This window comes from Mesorhizobium sp. Root552 (genome assembly GCF_001427285.1).
In the GTDB taxonomy this organism is placed as follows: Bacteria; Pseudomonadota; Alphaproteobacteria; order Rhizobiales; family Rhizobiaceae; genus Mesorhizobium.
This window is the reverse complement of record NZ_LMFV01000031.1, coordinates 1-18,122: the sequence shown is the minus strand read 5'-3', so window position 1 is coordinate 18,122 and position 18,122 is coordinate 1. Positions and strand designations below refer to the sequence as shown.

The window sequence follows — 18,122 nt, the reverse complement described above, 5'->3', positions numbered from 1 at the left end:
CCCCCAAAGGGACCAGCCTAGCCACTGGACGGTTTTTACGCCGCCCGCACCAGCATTACGCCGGCGCTCCTGTGGCCTACTTTGTCACCGCCGCGCACAGAATGACGCGGTTTGGGAACGGATAGCGCCGCATTTGCCTGGCAAGGCGACGGACCCCGGACGGACCGGGCGCGACAATCGGCTGTTTGTGGAAGCGATCCTGTGGCTGGCCCGTTCGGGAGCTCACTGGCGGGTTTTGCCCAAGGAATTCGGCCGGTGGCATACCGTCTACCAGCGCTTCAACCGGTGGTGTCGAAGCGGTGTATGGGAAAGGCTTTTCAAGGCTTTGAACGATGATGCCGACTTTGAATACATCCTCGTCGACAGCACCATCGTGCGTGCACACCAGCATAGTGCCGGCGCCCCAAAAAAAGTGATCGATCCGAAAGTCGGTTTGAAGCTCACGCGCTGGGACGCTCCAAAGGGGGGCTGAGCACCAAAGTTCACGCTGCAACCGATGCCTTGGGCAACCCGATCCGCTTTATCCTGACTGGCGGCGAGCGCAACGACATCACCCAGATCGAGGGGCTGCTCGACGGGTTGAAGACCGGCCATGTCCTTGCCGACAAAGGCTATGATGGGCAACGCGCCATGGATGCCATAGCCGCGGCTGAAGCCAAGCCGGTCGTGCCGCGTCGCAAGACCACCGCCTCATGGCGACCCTTTGATGCCTTGTTATACAGGGAGCGCAACCTGATCGAACGGTTCTTCAACAGGATCAAAAACTTCAGGCGTATAGCGACGCGATACGACAAGCTCGCCAGAAATTACGCAGGCTTCCTAAATCTCGTCGCTGCACTCAGATCATGCCTGTGAATGTAAACACCGCCTAGGGTCCGCGGCAGCTAACTGATCTTCTGCGACCGAAACCCGACTGTCCGGAAACGGCCCCGTAGTGCCCAAACTGTTTCTCTCTACGCCATCCGCATCGACCAAGTCGGAAAGGCGTCGCTGATTTCTGTCACCGTACATGCTACAGTCCTCCGCACTGTAGGAGGGGGCCATTTTGAAATCGACGACTGCCTTTGTAGCTGCTGTCCTGGCGCTTCCGGCCAGCTTCCCGGGCGGCGCGTACGGCGCCACGATCACGAAATCGCACAACGACGTTTGCGTCCTCCAACTCGAAGGGGAGATCGTAGCGGGCGATTTTGAGCGGTTCATGCATTTAGCTGCTACCGAGTTCAAAGGGGTCGACGGCGAGAGTTCGTCGGCTGACACGATTTGCCTCAACAGCCCCGGGGGCAGCGTGCTTGAAGGCGTGAAGCTCGCAAAGCAGTTTTACAAACAGGGCGTCGGGACAGTCATCCCAGCAGGAGCCGAATGCCATTCGATGTGCGCGATCATGTTCATGATGGGTATTGCGCAGGGTCCAGAAGTCAATTTCGTTAACCGCAAGCTCCATGTCACAGGCACGCTCGGCTTCCACCGTCCATATCTGGCCCTCGATTCAGACGAATTGGTTAGCGCGAGGGCACTTCCTATCGCTCACGATTGGGCAATGGAAGCAATGATGGAACTCATGATCCTCGCAAATGGCCAAGTGCCGTGGTCGGCCAGCACGATGATGCGTCCGGACCTCATCCAGTTGATGCTGACGCACGTCGGGAACGATTTCTACTACATCGACACCGTCGAGAAGGCCGGCCGTTTCGAGATCGAGCTCTTCGGCTACGACAAGCCGACCGAATTGACCGAGGAACGGTCCTATTACGTCTGCGAGAACTCATTCCACTGGCAGGTCGGCCTCATAGGCAAGGATACTGACTACGCCGATCTGGTACAGTCGGTGGGCGCTTACCAACCAGTCTCCAAGGCCATCCAAGACAAGGGCGGCGTTAGGATCTACTCTGTGACCAGCGGCGACGCGGGATATTCCGAGGCAGGGTGCTTAATCGGGCAGAAGGATGACTATTTCCTCGGTTGCGGCTTCAACGGCATGTACAACATCTCGCTTGGCCTAAGTCAGTGCACCCTTGCGGACTTCGAGGAGAGAAGCCAATGGTTGTCGCCGCTGGCGGCATTCAAGCCTTCCACGCCGATCCGGATGCTTGCTGCAGACTAACCGCCATGGCGGAATGATTCAAAAACTGCGGGCAGCGGGACGTGCTTGGTCATCTCGCCGACAGGCTCGGTCGAACAGGAACCTTGCCAGGCAAGGTCGATATCGGCGCGCAATGGTGCCGGAGAGGAGTTCGCCGGGTACGAGTTCATTTGGCCGTTAGGATCGAAGTGCGTTCTCCTGAAGGACGGGACTAATCTAATTCTCAACGGAAAGCTTCTGCTTCAAAAGGGTACCTAGTCGCCTTGTTCTATGGCGGCTTCTGAAGAGTGGACGTGCGCCCGTAGGCGCCCTACCGCGACAGAAGCACCGTTCATGCGATTCCCCAAGCCGCGGCAGATCGAACCGGTTTTCTCACCTTGCGAAAGCCGTACCTCCGCCTCCCGCAACATTCCGATGATCTGTTCGTCCGTATAGTTCTTCCGTGCCATCGTGCCATTCCGTGCTCCTTTCAAAACCCAAAATAGCCGAAACTCTAACTCTCAAAATGGACATACTTTCGGGGGGAAGGCCCGGGATCATCGCCAGGATGCGGAAAATGGTGCCCTAGTTGCCCGACAGCGCCCAGTGTCAGGATCGGCGCCCCCGTGGTGCCGGTCCGTTTGTGTTGTCGATGGCTGCCGGAAGAATGGCGCTGCGCATTCGTTCGAACTGCCGGTCGTCGAGGGCACCGTTTTCGTGCAGTTTCTTGAGGCGTTCCAGCCGTTCCAGCGTGCCATCGACCATGGCGGTGACCTGTACCGGCAGTAAGTGTGTTTGAGGCCTGGCAAAGTCGTTCGCCACGATATTGAGCCCGGATTCACCACCATGGCTGCCGGTGGATGTCGAGGCAAAGTGGATCGCCCTGAAGGCCCAGATCAGGCATGCGAACCAGACAAAGCCGGTGGCTCCCAGAAACACATTGAGCAAAAGGATCACCCAGCGATTGGGATGGCGGCGCCAGAAGGCGATCAACGCCGGGAACAGGAAGATGACCAGGATCGTTAAAATCAGCAACGAGAGCGCGGTGTCATTGTCCATGGGTTGCAGACACTTCGAAGAAGATTGACTGGGAGAAATGAGGGCGGTTGTGGGGCAGTAGCTACCGATCGGCCAGCATGGTCAATTGCCCTGTAACGGCCAGCGCAACGCATCCTAGCCATATCCAGAGATAGTTCCAGTCCCCACCCACGACTGCCGCCCGCCGCCAGAAATAGCCGATTGGCGACAGAAGCAGGAACGGCACGATACGCCGCTGCCTAGGATTGAAGCCCCAACTGTTGAGGATCTTGACGTCGGCAAAGGCGAGGATCACGGCAATCAGGGTGAGAAGAATCGAGACCCAGTTGTTGTAGGACAGTGAATTGGGATCGACCCCCGAAAGTTGCCCCATCACATCCGCAAAAAGCACCGCCAGGGGCGAGCAGGCCAGCAGCAGCGCATAGATGGTGGTGGACACTGCGGGCTTGCCAGTCGTGCCGGGCTGATGGGGCAGCGGTGGAACCGCCTGGATAGCGCCAGCCGGCAAGGGAGGCGGTAAAGCGTCGATCTGTGCGGCAAGGCTTGTCTGGTGGGCTGGTTTCCATTCCTGGCCAAAGGAAGCTGTCCATATACGCGTGGTTGGCGGCAAGAGCCGGTTTGACAGCATGACGCCGAGGTCTTCTTCCTTTATGGGACCGCGCGGCGTTCCGGCTTCCTCGTAAAACCAATCAGTCATCGATAACCCCTCTCAGTGGTAATTGTATTTGTTCGATCGATAGCCTCGCCCGCGTCACTGCCATGGCTCGATCATTCGGTGACGGGGCACGGGCTGGTAGTGGCTGTCGCGGCGCAGCTCCAGATCAAGCTCGCCCAGCTCGAAGAAGGTGCGCAGCAGAGACAATCTCGCCGGTCGCAGGATGCGACGGTCGGCATAAAGCGTGAAGCGGCCGGTGGAGGGCATGAACACCACCCGCCCTCGTGGCCAGTCTTCATATTCGCCTTTGAGCAACTGGCCGCTGATGCCTTTGGCCCGCAACCAGGCAGGGCCGTGACGCTTCATCTGGCTCCAGTAAACAAAATGCCCGCCCGGATGGGTAAGCACATCGCCATAGACTTCGGCCTCAGCAAGGGGGATCGCATCTCCAAGAACCGCGTCAGTGCCGTTCCGATGAGGCACGATCCAGAAGAAGCCGATCTTTCCACTGAGCTGGTCCGGCAAAAGACTGGTCACGGGATCGCAGGCCATTCTTATTCCAGGTTCACGTAGACCCCGCCGTCATCCATCTGCTTGACGCTATAGGCGACATCGATGTCGCCGAGGATGCCATAGGGTTTTAGGAACATCTGCAGCACAGCAAGGCCGGACTCGTTGCCCTTGGGTGCATCGACAGCCGCGCTGACGATGGCTGAGCACAGATACCCCTTGAGCAGCTCCGCTTCGGTGCGCACGGCTTTGACAGTGTAGGCGATCTTGGGATTGCCAGCGTTTCTCAGTCCGTATGTCTGTTCAGGCGTTCGTGGCGATGTCTCAATCAACTTGGCCAGGGTCGATTTTACTGCCTCGTCACCACAGACTGGCAAATCTTCCGCGCTGGCCTCCGACGGGACGTAGGAATTTGAGCCGATGGTGCCTGGGTATAAATCCTGCGTATTGAATTCAATGCCAGAGGCAACTCTTGAACCCGTTTTTCCATTGGAGCATTGACTGGGGAAAATTAGGTGGCGAGCAGTGTTGCCATCGTCCTGCAGCGACCAGCGCACCGTTGCGCACTCCTCGTCAGAGTCAAACGGATTGGCGACAAGGCACAGTCGCTCCGTCTGATCAGCCTTGGTGTCGATATACCAAGATGAAAATATCTCTCTGCCGCTCTGCTTGTAGCGGTAGACGGCCTTGCCATCCTGCTTGAGGGTCAAGACCAGGGTCCCGAAGTCCAACTCCGGCTCGCCTGGGGTCCATAATTCGAGCTCACCTATCGCAAAAAGCTCGCTGAACACTTCTTCTTCGGACATGCATTGCTCGCTCGCCAGAGCCTGTTCCGCCCAAAACAAGGCCATGCAGGCAAGACCCGCACGAGCTAAGACACTCCTTGAAATCACCTTGCTAACCTCCGCTCCCCGGGGCGGGCATGTAGTGCGGCGCCAAAGTATGCGCCAGCACCGTCATGAACCCACCCTGCGCTATGAGAACCCTTCTTCGCGGGCGGAAGTCAAGCGAAATGTCACTCATCGTCTGTAGACTGATAGAGTGCGCTGCTCACATTCCATCAGGTGGATATTCGACAGCAACTTGCCAGGAATTTACGCCGGCTGCGGCAGGACCGGCGGCTTTCCCAAGAGGCCTTTGCCGACGAGGTCGGCATTCATCGCACCTATGTCAGCGACCTCGAGCGAGGTGCCAGAAACCCGACCATCCTCATCATCCAGAAACTCGCCCACTATCTCGAAGTCACTCCCGGCAAGCTCCTCGATCCAGATTGAGCGTAAGCGTCGGGGGCAAGCTGTTGGGGCAGGGCGTGAAATGACGATCGTTCCGCCCTCTACCAGCGTGCTTCCCGCCTATTTGCCGATATTGCGCTCGTCAGCGGTGACGAGTTCTATGCCTTCCTGCAGCGAACCTTCGCCAACGTGTAACTCTCGTTCGCAATGGTTGACCTGACGCTCCTTGCCACGGCCGATCCTGTCGACCGCCATACGCATGTTATCGCAGAACCCGCGCCGGGGAACGCCACCCTGGCCCTGAAGGCATGGTTGTGGGCGTCGAACCGCATCTGCTTACGCGGCCTGTTCTGCCAGGGCACGCAAACTTGCACTAGCGAGAACATTTCTGATCTGTCTTTTCCGGTGAGATTTGCGTAAAGGAGGAGACGGTGCCGCAGCTCAAAGCTGCCAAGCATTCGTAAATGGATCGCGCGTTGATGGCCGTGGCCGCCAGCTACGTCAACCATTTTCCCGCAGTGACGGGCGATACAGTGAGTTGGATCCCAGTAGTACGATCAGCAAATGCTCACAGATAGGGATCTCCCGCCGTAGGCGGGAGATCCTTCCTCCATTTGCATCAGAGCCGGAACAGTTTGCGTCGGCCATACATAACAGTGTTGCCTTCTTTCCGAAGGCCTTTGCGGGTGTTGAACCCCATGATGACCTTTTCGACTGATGGCGGTTGGCCTGTATCGTCCACATAACCCAGATAAAGCGTCAGGGCGTCTACAAGGTCGTCGGAGGAGCCATAGGGAAAGGTTGTCACCTCCTCCAGAAACTCATCTCGAAGGGTCACACTGCGCAAGATCTGGACCTGGCGATTCGTTATCGGAAACAATTGCGATTCTAACCTCTCCTCTTTGGATTTGCTGACGGGAAGAAGGATAGACGTCGCTCCATTGCCAATGAGAGCGCCATGATAGGCTTGCGCCAAGCCGGCCTTTTCAAAAATATGCTGGATCGGGGCATGGCGATGGTGCGCACCAATCATCAGGTCAACCGCACGCTCATATCCGGCCTGTTGGCGGATCACGTCGATCACATAATGCGTATTACCGCAGCGCTTGATGACCAGACCTGCAGTGTAGGAACCACGCCCTTCTGTGGAAGCCGTATCCCAGGCAATATATACATTCCCTTTGGTTGGCACGGCGTCGACGATTGGGAAGTGCGATCGTTCGATGCCTAAAAAGCCCGATTCCACGGGCCTTTGCTGATACTGCGCAGCAAAGACCGAGTTGGGGATCTGCGATTTGAGGCGCGCCACCACATGGGGCGGAAAACGCTTCGGTTGGAGAACTTCCCCCTTCTTGCGGTCGAGGTAGGCCTTTCCTTCGAAGATGACAGGCCCGTCCTCCTCCGCTTCGAAAGGAAGGGAAAGCACCTCAAAGCCTCTCCGTTCCAGTGTCGCAGACAGGTCGTTTGAGTGCAGCCGGTGGGCGATCAGGGTAAACTTACCGGTTCCCCAGTCATTGATGCGGGTAGTCACCATCTCGTTAAACGACTCCAGCACTCCTTCGCGAGTAGCTACCGACGACCTTTTATGGGCAGACATTGGATCATCGACGAGGATCCAATCCGCACCGAACCCTGTAATACTGGTTTCGAAGCTGATTCCTAACCGGCCGCCGCCCCTTGTCGTCTCAAACTCAGATGCGGCTGACTTGGATGGATCGATGATTGTCCCAGGAAATATGCGCCGGTAGAAATCGGACTCCATGAACTTCTTGTTGGACCGCGACAGCGCGTCTGCCAGCCTCTGGGAATGGCTGATCACGACCACTTTCTTGTCGGGATTTATTCCCAGGAAGTAGCCGACAGCAGCAATCGTCAACCTCGATTTTGCATGACGTGGAGGCGTGTTGATGATCAGGCCCCCTATACGCCCCTCAAACTGTGCCTGGAAATAGGCTCCAATTAGCCCGATATACGCTTCGTATTGAAAATCGGGAATGATCCAGCCCAGCGCGAGCTCTATAAACACACGCATATCTTCGCGGGCCTTGTCATCCAGGTAGCGGCGGCTTGTTTCATTGCTTGGATTTTCCATGACTTTATTCCTTTTCGGAGAGTGTTGGGAAAAGCGCGGGGACAGGGATGGTTCAGTCATGGCTGTCTTCCTTCGCGATGCGTCTGCTGATGTAGCGTTCGAGAACCTCGGCCTCGTAAGGGTCGAGGGGCTCGCTTTTATTGGCCTCTGCCAAGGGCTCTCGGAAGCGCTTTGGAAGCAGCTTCGTCACGGCATCGAAAGCGCGCAGGTCGCCTTTCATGGCCTTGGTGACCAGCGTCTTGGCAATGACTTCACCGCGGCTAAGCTTGAGCTTCCTGCCGTTCTCGATGACGGTGACCTTGCTGTCGAGCTCGAGTTCGACGGCGTTGGCCACGTTCTTCGACGCCTTCGGCCGCCCTTTGGGATTACCGGATGTGCCCTTCGGGAACCGGTTTTTCTTCGGAGGGTGGCCATAGCCGACTTTTTCGGAGAGATCGTCGTCGCTCATGCGTCGCCTCCCTCGTTCTCATGTGGCTGATCGTCAGAGGGAACGGCCTGTACCTCGCTGGCCTCAAAGAAGCTCAACCCATCGGACGCGCGCACCGCGTCATGGCCGCTTTCTTCCTCCCATCGGCGGATCGCAAGATCGACAAAGCGTGGCTCGATTTCGATGCCGAAGCAGCGCCGCCGCGTCCGCTCCGCCGCAATCATCGTCGTGCCCGAACCCATGAACGGGTCGAACACGATATCTCCCGGCCGACTGGCGTCTCGAAGCGCGTCGATTACCAGAGCGACAGGTTTTACCGTCGGATGCTCCGCCAGCCACTTTCGATCCGGCCCGAAGACGTTGACGCCCCTGTAATTCCAAACATTACTGCGGGATCGACCGTGTCGGCCGAGCTCGACATTATTAACATGCGCTGCACCGTCCTTCCGGAACAGCGCCAGCAATTCGTGCTGGGAGCGATAAAAAGCGCCCATTCCAGGATTGGTCTTGACCCATACGACAAGGTTGAGCAGGCTTAGCCCTGCAGCCTTGCCAGATCCGATGAGCAACGCGATGCTGCGCCAGTCCATGAACGCGTAGATCAGACCGCCGGCTGTGATATGATTTAGGACAGACCTGAAAAACCGACCTAGGAAGACCGTAAACTCGGCTTCGCTCATCTCACCCGACGCCATGGCAAATTCGCTATGTTTGACCTTTCCTAGCCCGGATACATTGCCGGCAATCGGAACGTTGTAGGGTAAATCACTCAAACAGAGTTGGGCTGAATCACCCGCAAACAGACGTCCTTGCAGCGCCTCATCCCGGAAATCTCCGCAGGCCAACCGATGATCGCCGCAGATCCAGATGTCGCCCGGCTGCGCAATTGGGGGCTTGGTGTTTGCAAGGCCGCTGGCGTCAAGCGTCTCGACCTCGCCAGAAGCAGGGCCATCGAACACCATAATGTCGTCAATCTGGGCCGGCTCGAAACCCGTCAAGGTGGTATCGTAGCCAACTTCAATCAGCAGTTCGAAGCCAGCCTTCATGGCGGGTATATCCCACGCCGCCAGTTCAACCAGCCGGTTCAGTGCCATCTGCAGGGCGATCTTTTCGGCCTCAGTACGGTTGGCAAGGCATATCGTGGGCACGACTTTAATGCCCAGGACCTTGGCGACTACCCAGCGTGCATGCCCATCGATGATGTAATTGTTTTCATCGACGATGATAGGGATCACCATGCCAGATTGCTCCATGCTGGCGCGCAGCATGTTCAGATTTTTCCGGTTGTGATTCCGCAATGACCGCCGGGGCGGCTTCAGTTCGTCAACGCGGAGAAACTGTATTTCCAGGTGGTTTTTCATGAGGGCATTCCCACATTGGGTTTCGACAAGCAGACCCGGCTGGATCTGCCTCTGTGGGGGCTCATAAGATCTCTAACACTTGTCGATTGCGCGGGATCGTTTGGAAAGAACCATATAAATCAAATAGCTATGACAAATTGGAATTATTTCGGTTACAAGCAGAAACAATTTGTGACAGGAATATTCGATTTTTTTGACGCCCCGAGCCGCCGAAACCGTCGCGATGTGCCTGCAATCACCGAAACCGGGAGAGCCGCTTGGTCCCGAACTCGTGCAGCTGTTGCGCCTCAGGCCAACCCTGGCTGCCGGTCTGTTTCCAAGCTCTTGTTCAGTCCCTGAAAGCGGACAAAAACTCAGTTCGTGCCTGGTGAATTTGACCTAGTAAAAGATGTCTGGCGGGCGCTCATCAAGGACGCGTAAGCTCTTAGCTGTGCGCATGAAAGCTTTATTGCCGGGACTGGACGTGACGCTCAACATCCTCGGCGCCGGCGCGGTGGACGATATTCACTTTCAGGGGCGATGCGCGCAGTGCCCTGTTGATGGAAGTCAATTCCAACCCGGCGCTCTATTCGGCCGAGGCGACCGAAGCGCATTCGCTCCAGCTGGTGGCCTTCCTCGAAAAGGCCATGAAAGCGGCGACGCTGGCCGACGTGCAGACCGCCTGCGGGGCCGACATCGAGTGCTATCTGGTAGAGGCGAACCGGACCGAGCACGAGGTGCCGGGCATCACCCTCATGGCGTTGATCGAAGCGACGATGCGCGAAACGCCGGATGCGCCGGCGCTGGTTTATGAGGGTGTTACACTCAGCTATGCCGAACTCGACAGGCGCACGACGGCCCTTGCCGGCGAACTGGCGCGACGTAGCGGAGGACGCGACCGAATCGTCGCGGTGACGCTGTCACGCTCGCTAAATTCCTGACACCTCCACCGCCAGCCTCACGTTTCAGCTTCCTCTGTCCGCAATGCACTACGGATGTCAACAGCAAAAAAGGGGCAGGTGCAATGCCAGCCCCTTGAATTGATTGCCGTTTCTTCTGCTTGGCCCGGTTCTCGGAATTCAGCAGCCCGAGGTAGAAGATACGTGAGATCCCGTCGGTTATTTCAAGGCGACGACGAAGTGCTTCGTCACTGGCTCAATGATTTTCCAGGTGCCCTTGAAGTCTGCTTCCACGACGAAAGCGTCGCCCGGACCGACTTCGACCGGTTCACCGCCGTCGGGCGTGATGATGATGCGGCCCGAGATCATGTGCACGAATTCATAGTCCGTATAGGTGGCGTGATAGGTGCCGGGCGTTGCCTGCCACGTTCCCGACAGCACCTTGCCATCCGCAGTCGTGTGCTGGACGGCGGTCTTCATCGTCGGCTTGCCCTCGATAACCTTCCAGCCGGGAAGATCGTTGGGATCGGCATTCTCCACCTTGCCGAACTTGAGGATAGTCTTGCGTGTCATAATAAGGCTCTCCATTGTCATGCTGAGGCTCGAATGCCTAGGGCAAGACTAGCCAAACGATATCGGAATGCAACCGGAGGCCGTCTACATTTGTCGTGCTCTAAATCCGAAAATTCATCTTCAGACGAATACGGAAGAGAAATGATATAAAAACAATATATATTTGCCGAATACGTAATATACATGATAAGTATGCATGTGATATCGATGATACTTATTCTATATATATAATTAAAATTGAAAATTTATGTTTATTTTAAGAGAAATATACTTATATTATACATAATAAATCTAAATTATATGTTCTAAATATTTATAATAATAATTTTTTATTCTATATCATATAATTAGATAATTCATAAAATTTTTTGTTGATTTTAGTTGAAATCTTTATCCTAAATATCTAGAATAACTTCTATGGCAGTGGTAATTGAGGTGTTTTCTTCTGTTATTGTGCTCTGATAAAGGTGGCTGAATTACTTTGCAAAATTGGTCTAATACTGTGTCATAAACTAGAAAAATAAGAGAGCAACGCTCGACGAATCATATCGAAAATTGTGATAACGTATTTCACTTCATAATATTTGACCCTGGCTCCGGGCGGTCCCTAAAGTTCGGCGTGATCATCGATCTGGGAGGCCGTCGAGCCATGAAGAAAGAAAATACCGTTACCATCAATTGCGACATGGGCGAAGGCTACAGCCTTTATCGCTGCGGCGACGATGCCGGCATCATGCCGCATATTGATCTTGGTAACGTCGCCTGTGGTTTCCATGCCGCCGACCCGGCAGTTATTCGCGATACAGTTAAGCTTGCGGCCAAGCACGGCCTGCCAGTTGGCGCCCATCCATCTTTCCCAGACCGGCAGGGGTTCGGCCGGCGCGACATGGTGATCAACCGCGAGGAGCTTTCCGCGATCATCCATTATCAGGTTAGCGCCCTCAAGGGGTTTCTTGATATGGCGGGGCTGCCGCTCAATCACATAAAGCCTCACGGAGCTCTCTATCGCGCCGCCTGGATGCGGGAGGAAGTGTCGCAGGCGATCGCTGATGCCGCTGTCTTCTACAATGTCCCAGTGCTTGGCATGGCTGGCACGCTGCAGGAAGAAGTCTATCGGGCGCGAGGCGTCACCCTTATCTCCGAATTCTACGTCGACAATGACTATGACGACGATGGCCATCTCATTGTCTCGCGTGATCATGCCGTTCGTGACCCTGCCGAGGCGGCTCGACGTGCAGTGCGCATGCTTTCTGAAGGCAAGGGCACCACGATCACCGGCCGCGATTTCAAGGTGAGAGCGGAGTCTATCTGCATACATTCCGATACGCCAAACATCGTTGAGTTGGCGCGTGTTCTAAAGGACGCAGTTCGGCCCTGGAGCCCTTCAGCAGCGGCGTAACGCCAGCCAAGTCCAGTCGTCAGTCAAATGCATGTAAAAGGCTGCTAGCCATTGCGTCGGCCGCCCGACGGGCGCGGAAGCGCTGTCGGGGGTTTTTGTTTTGCGGACCAGGAGGAGAAACCCGCTATGAAAAAGACTCCATTTTACGACAGTGGCCTTGANCCCGACGGGCGCGGAAGCGCTGTCGGGGGTTTTTGTTTTGCGGACCAGGAGGAGAAACCCGCTATGAAAAAGACTCCATTTTACGACAGTGGCCTTGAATATGGGGCCAAAATGGTTGAGCTCTTTGGCTACTACCTGCCTTGGGAATACGGCGCCGGACACACGAAAGAGCATTTGGGAACGAGAGAGGGTGTGYCCGTATGCGATCTCGATTACATGGCCGAGTTCGTTATCGAAGGGCCGGACGCGCTTGGCTTCATCCAGATGCTCGCAACCAACGATTTCTCCAAGAAGACCGTTGGCTCGGTGCAGTACACAGCCATGTGTGACGAGAACGGCCTGATGATCGACGATTGCACTATCTGGTGCATGGCCCAGAACAAGTACATGATCATCAGTGGCTCTGAGGACGACTATGAATGGGTGTCGAAACAGGCCAAGAGCTATAATGTTACGGTAACCAATGTCACCGACGAGCATACGACGCTTGCCGTGCAAGGGCCGATGGCCAATCGTGTGCTCCAGCAGTTGAYGGACATCGATTTGTCGACGCTTGGCTACTATCGTTTCCGGCCGGCGAAAATCTCGGGCATCGAATGCTTGGTTGCGCGCATGGGTTACACGGGTGAGGCGGGCTTCGAACTCCATTTTGCATCGAAAGATGGGGCGACCATCTGGAATCTGGTCATGAATGCCGGCAAGCAGCATAATATAGTTCCATGTGCTCAGGCCGCACTGGAGAGCTTGCGTCAGGAGGCCGGATATCTCCTGGTGGGAAAAGATCACGATCGCAAAACCAATCCTTTCGAAGCTGGCATCGGGTTCACCGTGAAGTTCTCCAAAGAAGACTTCATCGGAAAAGCCGCCTTGCAGAAAATCGCGCGCGAGGGAGTAAAGCGGCGGATGGTTTGGCTTGATATCCCGTCCGGTGACGTGGCTGAGACGGGAGACAAGATCTTCGTCGGTGATGTTGAGGTCGGTGCTGTAACCAGTGGATCGTTTTCACCCACCAGAAAGCGAGGAACTGCCATGGCCTACATCAATCCGCGCCATGCGGTTCCCAGCCTGGATGTGCARATCGCGCTTGCAAACGGCAAGAAGGCTTCCGCGAAGCTGTCCGTGATGCCGTTGTATGATCCCGGTGATACCCGCACGAAGAGCTTTGCGTAACTTGTCTGATGCTGAAATCTTCCTCTTTCGAGAGGGGGATTTCAGCAAGGGTGATGACTGCAATCCTTGTGGAAGTCTCGCTGGCAGACATTGTCGAGCCTATAAGTTTTTATTTCGCCCCTGGTGACTTTGTGAACTGATCCATTCAGGCTTAGATTCGCCGGGATAAGTGTTGCGGTTTGCACGTAGTTGTGGAGCCATATCCCGGCTTGCTCCGCTTCCCGCGCCGCGGGACGGAAGGCACCTCGTTTCTAGTAAGACCATAGCCCTTCAAATCCACAATCAGCCGAGGAAGAATCCCATGGCGGAAGTAAAGAGCGACATCTCGATAGCGCGCGCAGCGAAGAAGAAGCCGATCCANGCACCTCGCTTCTAGTAAGACCATAGCCCTTCAAATCCACAATCAGCCGAGGAAGAATCCCATGGCGGAAGTAAAGAGCGACATCTCGATAGCGCGCGCAGCGAAGAAGAAGCCGATCCAGGAGGTTGGCGCGAAGATCGGCATTCCGAGCGAGCATTTGCTGCCTTACGGGCATGACAAGGCCAAGGTCTCGGCCGACTTCATCAAGTCGGTGCAGAAGAACAAGGACGGCAAGCTGATCCTTGTGACGGCGATCAACCCGACGCCGGCTGGCGAAGGCAAGACGACGACGACGGTTGGCCTGGGCGACGGCTTGAACCGCATCGGCAAGAAGGCGGTGATCTGCATCCGCGAGGCCTCGCTCGGTCCGAACTTCGGCATGAAGGGCGGCGCTGCCGGCGGCGGCTATGCCCAGGTCGTGCCGATGGACGACATGAACCTGCACTTCACCGGCGACTTCCANGGTCCGAACTTCGGCATGAAGGGCGGCGCTGCCGGCGGCGGCTATGCCCAGGTCGTGCCGATGGACGACATGAACCTGCACTTCACCGGCGACTTCCACGCCATCACCAGTGCGCACAACCTTCTGTCGGCRCTGCTCGACAACCACATCTACTGGGGYAACGAGCTCGGCATCGACACCCGCCGCGTGGTGTGGCGCCGCGTCATGGACATGAACGACCGCGCGCTGCGCGAGATCGTGGTGTCGCTGGGCGGCGTTGCCAACGGCTATCCGCGCGAGGCCGGCTTCGACATCACCGTTGCYTCGGAAGTCATGGCGATCCTGTGCCTTGCCAAGGACCTGAAGGACCTCGAAAAGCGCCTYGGCGACATCATCGTTGCCTACAAGCGCGACAAGAGCCCGGTGTTTGCGCGTGAACTGAAGGCGCACCGCGCCATGGCGGTTCTCCTGAAGGACGCCATCCAGCCGAACCTKGTGCAGACGCTSGAGAACAACCCGGCCTTCGTGCATGGCGGCCCGTTCGCCAACATCGCCCACGGCTGCAACTCGGTGATGGCCACCACCACCGCCTTGAAGCTCGGCGAATATGTCGTGACCGAGGCCGGCTTCGGCGCTGATCTCGGCGCGGAAAAATTCTTCGACATCAAGTGCCGCAAGGCTGGCCTGAAGCCTGCCGCCGCCGTCATCGTGGCCACCGTGCGCGCCATGAAGATGAATGGCGGGTGCGGAAAAATTCTTCGACATCAAGTGCCGCAAGGCTGGCCTGAAGCCTGCCGCCGCCGTCATCGTGGCCACCGTGCGCGCCATGAAGATGAATGGCGGGGTGAAGAAGGAGGACCTCGGGCCTGAGAATGTCGAGGCGGTGAAGAAGGGCTGCCCCAACCTTGGCCGCCACATCGAGAACGTGCACCAGTTCGGGGTTCCGGTGGTGGTTGCGATCAACCACTTCTATTCCGACACCGATGCCGAGATCGCGGCGCTGAAGGCCTATGTCAAGGAGCAGGGTGCGGAAGCGATCCTGTGCAAGCACTGGGCGCATGGCTCGGCCGGCATCGAGGAGCTTGCGAAGAAGGTGGTCGAGATCGCCGAGGCGACACCATCGTCAAGCGCATCTACCGCGGTTCGGAGGCGATTGCCGACAAGTCGATCCGCGACCAGCTGCACCAGTGGGAGAAGCAGGGCTACGGCAACCTGCCGGTGTGCATGGCCAAGACGCAGTATTCGTTCTCGACCGATCCGAACCTGCGCGGTGCGCCGACCGGCCACACCGTTCCGGTGCGCGAGGTTCGCCTTGCCGCCGGCGCCGGCTTCGTCGTCGCCATCTGCGGCGAGGTCATGACCATGCCGGGCCTGCCCTCCAAGCCGTCGTCCGAGAACATCCATCTCGACGACAATGGCGACATCCAGGGCCTGAGCTGACAACAGGAAAGCGAGGAAGTTTGGCGATGGCGACAGTAATAGACGGCAAGGTTGTAGCGGCGGATGTGGTTGCCAAGGTTAAGGCTGAGGCGGACAAGCTTATCGCCGAGACGGGCGTTGTGCCCGGCATTGCGGTGGTCATCGTCGGCCATGATCCTGCCAGCCAGGTCTATGTCGCGTCGAAGGGCAAGAAGGCCAAGGAATGCGGCTTCAACTCGATCGAACATGCGCTGCCGGCTGAAACCAGCGAGGAAGAGCTGGTGGCGGTGGTCGAGAAGCTGAATGCCGATCCGGCCATCCACGGCATCCTCGTGCAGTTGCCGCTGCCGGGCCACATCGATTCCGGCCGCATCATCCAGACGATCGCGCCGGARAAGGACGTCGACGGCTTCCACTTCATCAATGTCGGCAAGCTCGGCACCGGCGAACTGGACACCGCCTTCGTGCCGTGCACGCCGGCCGGCTCGATGCTTTTGATCGAACGCGCGCTTGGCCGGGACCTGTCGGGCCTGAGCGCCCCTTCACAGGCTCGATCACCGACGGCTTCCACTTCATCAATGTCGGCAAGCTCGGCACCGGCGAACTGGACACCGCCTTCGTGCCGTGCACGCCGGCCGGCTCGATGCTTTTGATCGAACGCGCGCTTGGCCGCGATCTGTCGGGGCTGAGCGCGGTCGTGGTCGGCCGCTCCAACATAGTCGGCAAGCCGATGGCCAATCTGTTGCTCAACGCCAATGCCACGGTGACGATCGCGCACAGCCGCACCAAGGATCTGCCAGGCCTGTGCCGCAGCGCCGATATCCTGGTTGCCGCCGTTGGTCGTCCCGAGATGATCAAGGGCGACTGGGTCAAGCCAGGCGCCACTGTCATCGACGTCGGTATCAACCGCTTGCCGGCGGACGCCAACGGCAAAGCGCGGCTTGTCGGCGACGTTGCCTATGACGAGGCCGCGACCAATGCCGGTTCGATCACCCCGGTGCCGGGCGGCGTCGGTCCTATGACCATCGCACTCCTGATGGCCAACACCGTCATCTCCGCTTCCCGCGCCGCGGGGCGGGCCTTATCTCTTGGCGATAGCTGACGTCGATTAAGGCAATGCAGCCACAAGTGGCGCAGTTTCCACGAATTCGTCTGGTGCTCGTCGAACGCAATCAGTTGGTGCTATCGGCATTGCAGCACATATTCGCTCACGATGACCGGTTCGAACTGACTGGTCACGTAGAAAGCGGCCAAGCCTTTCTCGAAATGATCGAAATCAATCGGGCGAATTTCGATATTGCCATTATCAGCTCCAAATTAGCTGACATGAACGCTGCAAAACTGCTGACGGAACTGCGACACCGGGAGGTTGGGATACGCATCGTCATTTTCTCAAACGACATCGGAATCCTCAAGCAGTGCTTGCATCTCGGCGCCCACGGCTTCTGTTACCAGTTCGATGATCCTGCAGTACTGCTAGATACGTTGATCGCAGTGGCTCACGGCCATCTTTGTATCCCGCACACCGACATGGCCAAAATCCATGAAACACCGTTATCAACATTGACGCCGCGTGAAATTGAACTGCTCGGCGTTCTGGCGAACGGATGGACCAACCTACAAATCGCAACCAGAATGGGTATCTCCGAGAACACGGTCAAATACCATTTAAGGAATCTCTATGACAAAATCGGCGTCCATAACCGGGCCGCCGCAGTTGCCTTATTCTTTGCTGGTATCCAACGTTAATAGAATGATGCCGTGAGTGCTAGAGCGTTAAGGGATGCTTCGTGCGCGAGATTGGTGTCCAGAGCTCAGGCGTTGGCGATTCTTAACGGCTCAAGACAGGTCAGAACAAAAAGACAGCGCTGAGAAAGCAGGACCACCCATCATTCCTGCCGGCGTGCGAATGAGGGGACTCTGCTAATCATGTTTGCGTCACGATGGTTCGGTAAATTTTAGCGTCTTAAAAGATATGTTTATTGTTGACGCCGTTTTAGATGTGTGCGAACTTTTCTAGAGTAGCGGGTTAGCTGCTCTTATTTCTGTGCCAAGCGTAACTCCCGGATATGGTTCCGGCTAGTACGTTAATGTGGCACGCTACATTCTCAAAAGCTGAAGCATCATTTCACTGTCGACGACGGCGGCTATTCCTATTCGGTCTTAGCCTCGGAGGAAGTGAGAACCATAAAGGGGAAAGCAATGAGAATATCACTAAAGAGAGTTCTGTTTTTGTTTGCCGCGACTGGACGCCTCGAACTACCCGGATTTCGGCGCTGGTAGGACGGAGATGAGGTCTGGCGCGGCCTGATGCGCGGCGATTGCTTCGGTTTTGGTCTTTAGG

Annotated in this window: 15 protein-coding genes and 5 pseudogenes; 11 read left to right on the top strand and 9 right to left on the bottom strand. The window is 56.7% G+C overall.

Annotation, left to right across the window (positions count from 1 at the left end):
- The first annotated feature begins 121 nt into the window (after nucleotides 1–121).
- Together ASD50_RS22535 and ASD50_RS13375 are read left to right on the top strand one after the other, a co-directional pair.
- Nucleotides 122–855 (top strand): annotated as a pseudogene (locus ASD50_RS22535) (IS5 family transposase).
- Between the two features lie 190 nt (nucleotides 856–1,045).
- Nucleotides 1,046–2,101: a hypothetical protein gene (locus ASD50_RS13375; RefSeq protein ID WP_056242050.1), complete on the top strand. Its 1,056-nt coding sequence runs from the start codon at nucleotides 1,046–1,048 to the stop codon at nucleotides 2,099–2,101.
- A 567-nt stretch (nucleotides 2,102–2,668) separates the two neighbouring features.
- On the opposite strand, the gene ASD50_RS13365 is transcribed toward ASD50_RS13375, so the two are convergent.
- The 4 genes from ASD50_RS13365 to ASD50_RS13350 form a co-directional block, all read right to left on the bottom strand.
- Complete coding sequence (locus ASD50_RS13365) at nucleotides 2,669–3,118, bottom strand: superinfection immunity protein (protein WP_056242043.1); 450 nt, start codon at nucleotides 3,116–3,118, stop codon at nucleotides 2,669–2,671.
- Between the two features lie 61 nt (nucleotides 3,119–3,179).
- A complete protein-coding gene (locus tag ASD50_RS13360) occupies nucleotides 3,180–3,794 on the bottom strand; it encodes a DUF4339 domain-containing protein (RefSeq protein WP_056242040.1) in 615 nt (204 codons plus the stop codon).
- A gap of 54 nt (nucleotides 3,795–3,848) precedes the next feature.
- Nucleotides 3,849–4,304 carry a hypothetical protein gene (locus ASD50_RS13355; protein ID WP_056242037.1) on the bottom strand — a complete coding sequence of 152 codons (456 nt, stop codon included), beginning with the start codon at nucleotides 4,302–4,304 and terminating at the stop codon, nucleotides 3,849–3,851.
- Between the two features lie 2 nt (nucleotides 4,305–4,306).
- Entirely contained in the window at nucleotides 4,307–5,068 is a 762-nt protein-coding gene (locus ASD50_RS13350; protein WP_156465086.1) for a hypothetical protein, read from the bottom strand.
- A 258-nt stretch (nucleotides 5,069–5,326) separates the two neighbouring features.
- On the opposite strand from ASD50_RS13350, the gene ASD50_RS22530 reads away from it, so the two are divergent.
- A complete protein-coding gene (locus ASD50_RS22530; RefSeq protein ID WP_082549650.1) occupies nucleotides 5,327–5,536 on the top strand; it encodes a helix-turn-helix transcriptional regulator in 210 nt (69 codons plus the stop codon).
- A 78-nt stretch (nucleotides 5,537–5,614) separates the two neighbouring features.
- Here the strand turns inward: ASD50_RS22530 and ASD50_RS24090 are convergent, their stop codons facing one another.
- The 4 genes from ASD50_RS24090 to ASD50_RS13335 form a co-directional block, all read right to left on the bottom strand.
- Nucleotides 5,615–5,749: a hypothetical protein gene (locus ASD50_RS24090; protein ID WP_274533323.1), complete on the bottom strand. Its 135-nt coding sequence runs from the start codon at nucleotides 5,747–5,749 to the stop codon at nucleotides 5,615–5,617.
- A gap of 364 nt (nucleotides 5,750–6,113) precedes the next feature.
- Nucleotides 6,114–7,646 carry a hypothetical protein gene (locus ASD50_RS13345; RefSeq protein WP_156465085.1) on the bottom strand — a complete coding sequence of 511 codons (1,533 nt, stop codon included), beginning with the start codon at nucleotides 7,644–7,646 and terminating at the stop codon, nucleotides 6,114–6,116.
- A complete protein-coding gene (locus ASD50_RS13340) occupies nucleotides 7,639–8,034 on the bottom strand; it encodes a DUF5681 domain-containing protein (protein ID WP_056242028.1) in 396 nt (131 codons plus the stop codon). Before ASD50_RS13340 ends, ASD50_RS13345 begins: the two co-directional genes overlap by 8 nt.
- Complete coding sequence (locus ASD50_RS13335; RefSeq protein WP_056242026.1) at nucleotides 8,031–9,374, bottom strand: site-specific DNA-methyltransferase; 1,344 nt, start codon at nucleotides 9,372–9,374, stop codon at nucleotides 8,031–8,033. Before ASD50_RS13335 ends, ASD50_RS13340 begins: the two co-directional genes overlap by 4 nt.
- 536 nt (nucleotides 9,375–9,910) lie before the next feature.
- Here ASD50_RS13335 and ASD50_RS13330 point away from each other — a divergent pair.
- On the top strand, nucleotides 9,911–10,294 hold the full coding sequence (locus ASD50_RS13330) for an AMP-binding protein (protein WP_156465084.1): 384 nt from the start codon (nucleotides 9,911–9,913) through the stop codon (nucleotides 10,292–10,294).
- A gap of 177 nt (nucleotides 10,295–10,471) precedes the next feature.
- Here the strand turns inward: ASD50_RS13330 and ASD50_RS13325 are convergent, their stop codons facing one another.
- The gene (locus ASD50_RS13325; RefSeq protein ID WP_056242015.1) at nucleotides 10,472–10,825 is read right to left on the bottom strand and encodes a cupin domain-containing protein; all 354 of its coding nucleotides are present in this window, start codon (nucleotides 10,823–10,825) and stop codon (nucleotides 10,472–10,474) included.
- Nucleotides 10,826–11,444: 619 nt separating this feature from the next.
- Here ASD50_RS13325 and pxpA point away from each other — a divergent pair.
- From pxpA to ASD50_RS13290, 7 genes and pseudogenes are all read left to right on the top strand, one after another.
- Nucleotides 11,445–12,224: a 5-oxoprolinase subunit PxpA gene (gene pxpA, locus ASD50_RS13320; RefSeq protein WP_244484521.1), complete on the top strand. Its 780-nt coding sequence runs from the start codon at nucleotides 11,445–11,447 to the stop codon at nucleotides 12,222–12,224.
- Between the two features lie 162 nt (nucleotides 12,225–12,386).
- Nucleotides 12,387–13,556 (top strand): glycine cleavage system aminomethyltransferase GcvT (gene gcvT, locus ASD50_RS13310; RefSeq protein WP_210168932.1); only part of this gene is annotated, 1,170 nt, incomplete at its 5' end.
- 422 nt (nucleotides 13,557–13,978) lie between these two features.
- Nucleotides 13,979–14,379, top strand: a pseudogene (locus tag ASD50_RS23890) (formate--tetrahydrofolate ligase); the annotation flags it as partial.
- A 1-nt stretch (nucleotide 14,380) separates the two neighbouring features.
- Nucleotides 14,381–15,799 (top strand): annotated as a pseudogene (locus tag ASD50_RS13305) (formate--tetrahydrofolate ligase); the annotation flags it as partial.
- A gap of 26 nt (nucleotides 15,800–15,825) precedes the next feature.
- A pseudogene (locus ASD50_RS24300) lies at nucleotides 15,826–16,289 on the top strand (tetrahydrofolate dehydrogenase/cyclohydrolase catalytic domain-containing protein); the annotation flags it as partial.
- 48 nt (nucleotides 16,290–16,337) lie between these two features.
- Nucleotides 16,338–16,880: pseudogene (locus ASD50_RS24295) on the top strand (bifunctional methylenetetrahydrofolate dehydrogenase/methenyltetrahydrofolate cyclohydrolase); the annotation flags it as partial.
- A gap of 14 nt (nucleotides 16,881–16,894) precedes the next feature.
- The gene (locus tag ASD50_RS13290) at nucleotides 16,895–17,527 is read left to right on the top strand and encodes a response regulator transcription factor (RefSeq protein ID WP_139832115.1); all 633 of its coding nucleotides are present in this window, start codon (nucleotides 16,895–16,897) and stop codon (nucleotides 17,525–17,527) included.
- Nucleotides 17,528–18,122 lie beyond the last annotated feature (595 nt).

Bases quoted from the DNA above. Each gene is read 5' to 3' on its own strand.
- ASD50_RS13350 (WP_156465086.1), bottom strand. From the start codon at position 5,068: ATGTCCGAAGAAGAAGTGTTCAGCGAGCTTTTTGCGATAGGTGAGCTC.
- ASD50_RS13365 (WP_056242043.1), bottom strand. From the start codon at position 3,118: ATGGACAATGACACCGCGCTCTCGTTGCTGATTTTAACGATCCTGGTC.
- ASD50_RS13290 (WP_139832115.1), top strand. From the start codon at position 16,895: ATGCAGCCACAAGTGGCGCAGTTTCCACGAATTCGTCTGGTGCTCGTC.
- ASD50_RS13335 (WP_056242026.1), bottom strand. From the start codon at position 9,374: ATGAAAAACCACCTGGAAATACAGTTTCTCCGCGTTGACGAACTGAAG.
- ASD50_RS13345 (WP_156465085.1), bottom strand. From the start codon at position 7,646: ATGACTGAACCATCCCTGTCCCCGCGCTTTTCCCAACACTCTCCGAAA.
- ASD50_RS24090 (WP_274533323.1), bottom strand. From the start codon at position 5,749: ATGGCGGTCGACAGGATCGGCCGTGGCAAGGAGCGTCAGGTCAACCAT.
- ASD50_RS13360 (WP_056242040.1), bottom strand. From the start codon at position 3,794: ATGACTGATTGGTTTTACGAGGAAGCCGGAACGCCGCGCGGTCCCATA.
- ASD50_RS13355 (WP_056242037.1), bottom strand. From the start codon at position 4,304: ATGGCCTGCGATCCCGTGACCAGTCTTTTGCCGGACCAGCTCAGTGGA.
- ASD50_RS13325 (WP_056242015.1), bottom strand. From the start codon at position 10,825: ATGACACGCAAGACTATCCTCAAGTTCGGCAAGGTGGAGAATGCCGAT.
- ASD50_RS13340 (WP_056242028.1), bottom strand. From the start codon at position 8,034: ATGAGCGACGACGATCTCTCCGAAAAAGTCGGCTATGGCCACCCTCCG.